This window comes from Alistipes sp. CAG:268, from assembly GCA_000434235.1.
Taxonomy (GTDB): Bacteria; Bacteroidota; Bacteroidia; order Bacteroidales; family Rikenellaceae; genus Alistipes; species Alistipes avistercoris.
The window spans coordinates 1-6,521 of record FR892023.1; the positions used below are offsets into that span (position 1 = coordinate 1).

Here is a 6,521-nt window from a genome sequence, read left to right on the forward strand (position 1 = left end):
GCCGGACAACACATGTTGTCCGGCGGCTCTGTTTCGGATTCGGTCCCGATTAATGGGGACCGAATCCCGGAGGGGGGCCTCCCGGGCCGGGCCCCATCATTCCCCGGCGTCGGGAACCCGAATCCACTCCGTCATAATCCTTGATGTTGGTCGAACCCTTCTTGCCGAACCGACGCAGGTTGAACGTAAACTGAACCATGAAATACCGGCCGATCACACTGTTGGTCGCATTCTGTGTTCAGCCCGAACCCGTGGTCCGCACGAACGACTTGTTCTGGTTGAAGATATCGTTTACGCCGAACATGATCTCTCCGCGCTGATTCCGGAAAATCTTCTTGCCGATGTAGGCGTTGCAGAGCAGGTAGTCGTCGTTGTAGTCGTTGGTGAAGCCGAGATACTGCGTGTAGGCGGCACTCGCCGTGAACGTGAAGCCCAGCGGGAAGACGACCTTCAGGTCACCGCTGGCCGTGTGGTTGAAGTAACGGTTCTTGCTGCTCACGCTGCTCAGCGAGTTGGTCGCTTCGTTGTAGGTGCCGTTCCACGAAAGGGTGAAATCGACATTCTCCGAGATGTTGCTGCCCAGCACGGCCCGGAAGTCGTAGCCCATGTTCTCCGTATCGTTGCGCTCGCCGCCTGTAATGGCACCCGTATCGGGAACGACCGTACCGCCAAACATGCTCGGCGTCTTGGTATAGGTCACACCCGCCATGACGTTGAAGTTCGAGCGTAAGAATCCGATCGGGAAACCGTAGCTGAGGTGGGTCCGCAGGCTCAGGTAGCCGTCGAGGTTCACCGGCGTCGAATAGAAGTTCGGCGTGTAGGTCTCGCCATCGACCGTGAACGAGGGATTCTGCACAGTGTGCGTGCCGATGTAGTCCGACGTACTCTGCATGGAGAACATCCACATGAACGTACGACCCTTTTCGACATTCGAATTGATGTAGTGGAAGTTGATCCGGTGGCTGTACGAGGGGTTGAGCGTCGGGTTGCCGTGCGAGATGTTCTGCGCATCCGCCAGGTCGTAGACACCCTGCAGGCTCGTCACGTCGGGATTGCTCGTCGAAGAGGTGATGAACAGACGCAGCGAATTCTCGCGGTTGATCATCAGCTGACCCATCATGAAGTAGGTGAAGTCGTCATACGAGTGGCGGATCTGCTCCGAAGCGCCCTGCGTCACCTGCCCGTCGAGCACCGAATGCTGGTAGTAGACGTTCGCTACGAACGTGTTGCGGTCCTTCGAATAACGGAAACCCGGGCCGACGCGCTGCGTGGTATAGTTGCTCTCGTAGGCATTCGACAGCGTCGGGTCGGGCAGAAGCCCGGCGATCGAGAAGTCGCTGCCCGTCTCGTAGGATCGCTTGTCGCGTTCCTGATGGTCATAGGCGGCACGATACTGAAGGCTGACCTGCGCATACTTGGCCACCGGCTCCGTATAGGTGAACTCACCGCGGAGGCTGTAGCTGCTCGACGGTGCGAGGTTGCGCAGATAGCGCGGCAGGAAATAGTCGGTCGGATCCCATTCGCCCGTCTCGGGATCGATCGCCGGACGGTCGGGCAGACTTCCCAACTGGTTCGACCACGAATCCGAATCGTTCGTCCGGTCCGAATAGTTCACGTTGCCGTTGAGGGTAATCGTCCGGCCGTCCTTGCCCAGCTTGGCCCGGTAGATGGCCGACGTGCGGAGGTTGTAGCCGCTCGAAAGGCCGTTGCTATAGTTGTCCGTGCGGCTGTAACCGCTCTCGCCGTACTGCCAGCCCTGCGTCGTGCTCCACGGATCGTTCGACTGGTAGCTGAAACTCGGGCGGATCATCAGGTTCTGGTTGTCCGAGATTTTCCACTCGAGGCGGCCGTTGAAACGGTGGTTGTAGTTCCGCGTATCGGAATAACCGAGCGTCGAAAGGGTATCGACCGCCATCGGGGCCTCGTACCACTTGTCTACCGTCGAACGGTTCGTCGTATTGGTGCTGTTGAAGAAGTAGCTGCCCTGGAACGACACCTGGTCGCGCTTGCCCCACGTGTCCGAATAGTTCAGACCGATGGCATTGACCTTGGCCACACCGCTCTGGGGGCGCATCATGTACTGACCCACACCGCTACCGCGGCCGCCGCTGCTGCCCGTCACACCGAGGATGTCCTCGAACGAGAAATTCTGCTGATTGACGTTGTTAAAGAGGCCGATCACCGACACGCGGCTGTCGCCCGAGAAGATATTGACGTTGCCGCCGGCGATGTATTTGTGGTGCGGCTCAGCCCCCGAGTCGTAACCGTAGCCGGCATAGAGTTTTCCGAACTGGCCCTGGCGCATGCCCGGTTTGGTCACGATGTTGAGGGCCTTGTATCCCTCGCCGTCGTCCATACCGGAGAACTCGGCCGCATCCGAGAGTTTGTTGTAGACCTCGACTCGGTCCACGGCCTCGGCCGGCAGCGACTTGATGGCCGTCGTCACATCCTCGCCGAAGAACTCCTTGCCATCGACGAAGATCTTCTTGATCTCCTCGCCCTGGGCCCCGACCGTACCGTCGGTGACGGTGATGCCCGGCATCTTCTTGAGCAGCCCCTCGACATCGGCGTCGGTCGTCACCTTGAAGGCCCCGGCGTTGTAGCTCACCGTGTCACCCTTCTGCGAGGTACGCATCGACTTCACCTCCTTGACCACGGTCTCGATCTGCACGCCCGGCTTGAGGCGCAGCACACCGAGGTTCACCTTCGGGGCCGACACGCGGAAGGTCGTGTCGAGCGTATTGTATCCCAGGAAGGAGATCGAAAGCCCGTATTCGCCGTAGCTGAGCGACGGAAAGGAGATGAGGCCCTTGTAGGCCGACGTGGCATACTGTTTCTTGTCGGGTGTCGCCGAGGGAGTCAGCGTCAGCACCGCACCGATCACCTCGTCGCCGGTGTCGGCATCCACGAGCGTTGCCGTGACGGATCCCTTCTGTGCGAAGGCGGCAACGGCAAACAGCACCATGAGGGCTGTCAGCAGTGTCTTTTTCATCATTCGGTTAACGTATTTGCTTGTTTGCTTGCGCCCGCGAAATTAACGGTTTCGCGGCAATCTTGTTCCCCGAAGGGGGTGAATCGCCCAAAAAAGGGTGCCAGTCGCCCGGACCGGCACCCTCGCATGGATCGTATTCCGGAAAAACTGCCGGATTTTGCTACTCCTCGGGATTCTGGGCCGCCTTCACGGCACCGCGACGGGCCTTGCCGCGGGGCGCTTCGCCGTTGGCCTTCGGGCACTCACCGGCTTCGGGGCATACCTCGGGGCAGGGACGGCCCTCACGCGGACAGAGGCCTTCGGGGGCCGGCTTGCCGGCCTTCGGACAGGCGGGACCGCAACCCGGCTTGCCGGCCTTCGGGCCGTGCATCCGATGGTGTTTCGGGGCCGGGCGCTGCTGCATCTGCGCCCACTTGACGAACTGCTCGGTCGAGAGAATCGACTTCATCTGTTCGGCACGCGCCTCCCGGGCCTTGCGCATCGCCTCGCGCTGTGCCTCCATCTCCTTCAGCTGCTGGAGGTTGATCTCATAAACCTGCTTTTTCTGGGCATCGGTAAGGTTGAGCCGTTCAGCCATGCGGTCGGTCTTGCGCTGTGCGATCTGTTCGAGCGTCGGGCGCTCTTTGGGCGCGGCTGCGGGAGCCGGCGCGGACTCGGTCTGTGCGAAAACCGCTTCTCCTGCCATCAGGCACAATGCAGCAACGGCTGCAAAAATCGTCTTTTTCATGGTTGTCTGTCTTTTAGTGAAACATTCCTAATTCGGGGATCTCCGATACAAAAGTAGCACCGAAAAACAGAATACGGACCGGCAGGTCGGCCAAACGGCCATTCGGCCCGGCGAACCGCCTATTCCGCAGGGCGAACCGCCCGCAGCCACGCCTTGAATTCGGGAACCCGGGCCTTCGAGATGACGATCCGCTCGGGCGTATTGACCGCAAGGTGCAGCGTCAGGAGGCTGCCGAACCACACGGCGATCTCCTTCACGGCACGGCGCGCGACGATGAACTGGCGGTTGGCCCGGAAGAAGTCGTGCTCGGGGAGCTGCGACTGATAGGCCTCCAGCGTGCGGTCCATCGGGTAGACCTCCCCCTCGAAGGTGCAGGCCGTGACCTTTTCGTTGGCCGTGTAGAGGTAGGCGATCGCATCGCGCCGCAGGGGGATGATCCGATCGCGGACATGCACCAGGAAGACCTCCTCCGACTGCCGGGCGGCCATCGTCCGCACGCGCGAGCCGTAGTCGAGCCGCTCGCCGGAGGTGAGCCGCCGCAGCTTCTCGAGCGCACGCCGCACGTCGTCGGCATTGATCGGCTTGAGCAAATAGTCAATGCTGTTCACCTTGAAGGCCTCGAGCGCATACTGGTCGTAGGCCGTGGTGAAGACGACCGGTGCGGTGACCTCCACCGACTTGAAGATGCGGAACGAGTCGCCGTCGGCCAGGTGGATGTCCATGAACAGCAGGTCGGGCTGGGGATTCGCACGCAGCCACTCGACGCTCTCGGCCACGCTCTCAAGCGTGGCCACGACCTCCACGCCGGGAGCGACCTGGCGCAGTACGGCGGCAAGGTTCAGCGCCGCGGCGGTCTCGTCTTCGATAATGAGTGCTTTCATCGTGCGGCAGGGGGTTCGAGCGGCAGCCGCACGGTGAATGTACCGTCGGAGTCGTCAATTTCGATATCGCGGCCCGTGATGAGCAGCCAGCGGTTGCGCAAGTTCTCCAGACCGATGCCGGTCGAGGGTTCGGGCTCGAGTTTCGGGCGCAGCGGGTTCGACACGACCAGGCGGCCGTCTTCGACACGGATCGAGACGTGCAGCGGATTGCTGCGCGTGATCGTATTGTGTTTCACGGCATTGCCGATCAACGGCTGGAGCGAGAGGGCCGGAAGGCGCCAGCAGAGGTAGTCCGAATCGACCTCGATATCGAAGTAGAGCTTGTCGGCATACCTTATTTTAAAGAGGTAACTGTACGCCTCGGCGAACTTCAGCTCCTCGCCGAGGGTGATGAGCGTGCTCTGTCCGTTCTGGATGATGTAACGGAACGTATAGGAGAGCTGATCGATGTAGGTCAGGGCCTTCTGGTCGTGCTTCTCGCGCACAAGCATCGCCAGCGAATTGAGCGAGTTGAAGAAGAAGTGGGGGTTGATCTGCCCGACGAGCATGTTGTAGCGCGTGGTGAGGTTCTCGTTCTTGAGCCGCTCGTTCTCCACCTCGACAAGCTGCCGCTGCGAGATGAGCACATAGAGCCGGCTGTAGAGCAGCGACACGACCAGTGCGAACGAACACTTGAGCAGCAGCATGTAGTCGAACATCCGCCCGCTCATGAAGTTCAGCACAACCCGGCCCGAATGCCACTCCGTGACGGGCGCCACGCAATAGAGCACAACGGCAGCCACACAGCTCCACAGGCAGCTGCGGATGTAGCGGCGCATCGAGTAGCGGCGGTGGGAATCGGTGAGGATCGTCAGCAGCACGAACGACATGAAGAGGTAGAAGAGCAGCTGCAGCAGCAGCTCGGTCCACTGCGACGGACGGTTGTAGAGGCGGCTGTAGTCGAACTCCTCGCCATTGCGCGTCCGCACCTCCTTCAACACGGGATGCCCCCCCGACCGGCGCGACGGACGGATGTCGGCACGGATCCGGTCGCCGTCTTCGAGTCCCAGCCAGCGCAGGTTCTGCGGCGGCACATAGACGCTGTCGCCGCCCGCGTAGACGAGGTAGCCGTACCCGTCGGCATGCACCGCAAGCCGACCCTCGTCGCGCCGCTCCCACACCCGCTGCTCATGCCCGGGACCGCCCGACGAGGTGGTCTCGCTGCTCTGTTCGACGAGCACCAGCAGCAGGTAGGAGAAGTTCACGACCAGGCTGATCGCCACGGCGACCAGCAGGTTCAGGACCACGTCCGAATAGCGGGACAACGCGCGCATGGCCTTCGTTTTTTACTCCTCGAGCGTTTCGTCCATGAACCACGACGCATAGTGCATGTAGTCGTGGGCCGTGCGGAGCACGATCTCGTCCCGCTGCTCGGGCGTCACCTCGCGGATGCGCTTGGCCGGCACTCCGGCATAGAGCGAATTGGGCTCGAGCTGCGCATTCGAGAGCACGAGCGCCCCGGCCGCAATGATGCAGCCCGAGGGGACGACGGCGTTGTCGAGCAGGATGGCCCCCATGCCGATCAGGCAGTGGTCGCCGATCCGCGCTCCGTGCACCACGGCGTTGTGGCCCACCGACACGTCGTTGCCGATGATCGTCTGCGAAGGGTGCTTCGCCTTGTCGTAGATCGTATGGAGCACCACGCCGTCCTGGATGTTCGTCCGGTCGCCGATGACGATCTTGTTCACGTCGCCGCGCAGCACGGCGTTATACCAGATCGAGCAGTCGCGGCCGATGGTCACATCGCCCAGAACGACGGCCGTCTCGGCCAAAAAGGTGTTCTCTCCGATCACGGGTTCATGCCCGCGTACTTTTCTGATCAATGCCATAACTTATCTGTTTTTGTCTTTGCTTCGTCGTTTCGTTCGTTTTGTGCCGACGG

Annotated in this window: 4 protein-coding genes and 1 pseudogene; all 5 read right to left on the reverse strand. The window is 61.2% G+C overall.

The features are described 5' to 3' along the window. Positions 1 to 49: 49 nt before the first annotated feature. Positions 50 to 2,992 (reverse strand): annotated as a pseudogene (locus QZL63_RS10660) (outer membrane beta-barrel protein). A 160-nt stretch (positions 2,993 to 3,152) separates the two neighbouring features. Further along, on the reverse strand, positions 3,153 to 3,719 hold the full coding sequence (locus QZL63_RS10665; RefSeq protein WP_022309277.1) for a Spy/CpxP family protein refolding chaperone: 567 nt from the start codon (positions 3,717 to 3,719) through the stop codon (positions 3,153 to 3,155). Positions 3,720 to 3,838: 119 nt separating this feature from the next. Continuing rightward, on the reverse strand, positions 3,839 to 4,600 hold the full coding sequence (locus QZL63_RS10670) for a LytR/AlgR family response regulator transcription factor (RefSeq protein ID WP_022309278.1): 762 nt from the start codon (positions 4,598 to 4,600) through the stop codon (positions 3,839 to 3,841). Beyond that, a complete protein-coding gene (locus QZL63_RS10675; protein ID WP_022309279.1) occupies positions 4,597 to 5,913 on the reverse strand; it encodes a histidine kinase in 1,317 nt (438 codons plus the stop codon). Before QZL63_RS10675 ends, QZL63_RS10670 begins: the two co-directional genes overlap by 4 nt. A gap of 12 nt (positions 5,914 to 5,925) precedes the next feature. Further along, on the reverse strand, positions 5,926 to 6,468 hold the full coding sequence (locus tag QZL63_RS10680) for a gamma carbonic anhydrase family protein (protein ID WP_022309280.1): 543 nt from the start codon (positions 6,466 to 6,468) through the stop codon (positions 5,926 to 5,928). Positions 6,469 to 6,521 lie beyond the last annotated feature (53 nt).

Excerpts from the sequence above, each read along its gene's own strand:
- QZL63_RS10665 (WP_022309277.1), bottom strand. The coding sequence starts at position 3,719 with ATGAAAAAGACGATTTTTGCAGCCGTTGCTGCATTGTGCCTGATGGCA.
- QZL63_RS10670 (WP_022309278.1), bottom strand. The coding sequence starts at position 4,600 with ATGAAAGCACTCATTATCGAAGACGAGACCGCCGCGGCGCTGAACCTT.
- QZL63_RS10675 (WP_022309279.1), bottom strand. The coding sequence starts at position 5,913 with ATGCGCGCGTTGTCCCGCTATTCGGACGTGGTCCTGAACCTGCTGGTC.
- QZL63_RS10680 (WP_022309280.1), bottom strand. The coding sequence starts at position 6,468 with ATGGCATTGATCAGAAAAGTACGCGGGCATGAACCCGTGATCGGAGAG.